Origin of the sequence: Vibrio sp. YT-15 (genome assembly GCF_033337445.1) — a bacterium.
Lineage (GTDB): Bacteria > Pseudomonadota > Gammaproteobacteria > Enterobacterales > Vibrionaceae > Vibrio > Vibrio alginolyticus.
Genome location: NZ_JAWOQR010000110.1, coordinates 1 through 1,225, shown reverse-complemented (window position 1 = coordinate 1,225; position 1,225 = coordinate 1). Strand labels below are relative to the sequence as shown.

The window sequence follows — 1,225 nt, the reverse complement described above, 5'->3', positions numbered from 1 at the left end:
ATAGAACACCTTTGATTTGTGAGTTGGGCAGAGTAATCAAACGAAGATGAGTGAGAACAACATTCGCGTTGCCCTCGCATAAGTTGATTCTACTTGAATCACAATAAAATAATATGCAATTGAACTCGTTACCAAAAAATTCGTGAAATCAAGCTGAACTTAGATAAAAGACTGAATTTAAAGACAAGCATCGCGAATAAATTGACGGATTTCGCGCTGCTTATATTTGGCAAGTAATATATAATTACAAAACAACGTGATTATAAAAAAGATAGCAAGTCACAACTTTGAACGTCAGGCGGAGTAGACAAATTAGATAGTATGGATTCGATACGTAAGGTATATGAGTACGCAGAGCCCAATTTAACATTGGTTGGTTGGATGGGATTTATTGGCTTCCCGCTCTACTACTTCGTTTGGGACTTCATGTTCCCGCAATCCTATGAAAACTTGCCGCTACGTTTGTTCTGTTCCGCACTGTTTTTTGGCATCATTTTTCGTAACCGTTTGTCGTCATCATGGCGAAAGTACGTGCATGTCTATTATCAAATAACGATTACGACCTGTTTACCTTTCTTCTTTTTTTATATGTTGCTCATGAATGATTGGTCCAATGTTTGGGTGATGTCATTCATGTCGGCTATTTTCCTGCATATTTTGTTGGTTCATGTCACAAGGGTCATGTTTGCTCAGACGTTCGCTGGTATTGGTCTAGCGACGTTTTTTGCGTGGATCGCGAAAGGCTTTCATCTCGATATCACAATGGATTGGACGCATGTGCCGATATTTTTGTTTATTTATGTGTTTGGCAACATGTTCTATTTCCGAAATCAGGTCGAGCATGAAGCAAAAGTATCGCTCGCTAAGTCGTTTGGCGCTGGTATTGCTCATGAAATGCGTAATCCACTCAGTGGCTTATGTACGTCGATAGATGTTATTCAGTCTGTCTTGCCTAACAAAAAGGCGATGGGCGAAAAAGATCAGTATGTGATGAGTGGTGAAGACGTAACCTTGCTCCGTGAAGTGAGCGAAGATGCGATGAACATTATTCATTCAGGCAACGAGACAATCGATTTATTGCTCACATCGATTGATGAAAACCGCGTATCTCGCTCTTCCTTCAAAAGATATTCTGCTCAATCGGTGGTTGAAAAAGCCATTGAGAGTTTCAGTTATAAACGTTCGACAGACAGGTTCGCGATCTCATTCGATGCAAGAAGTGAGT

General features: G+C 40.2%; 1 pseudogene. It reads left to right on the top strand.

Annotated elements, in window-relative coordinates:
* Window positions 1–321 precede the first annotated feature (321 nt).
* Window positions 322–1,225, top strand: a pseudogene (locus R7D93_RS25625) (hybrid sensor histidine kinase/response regulator); the annotation flags it as partial.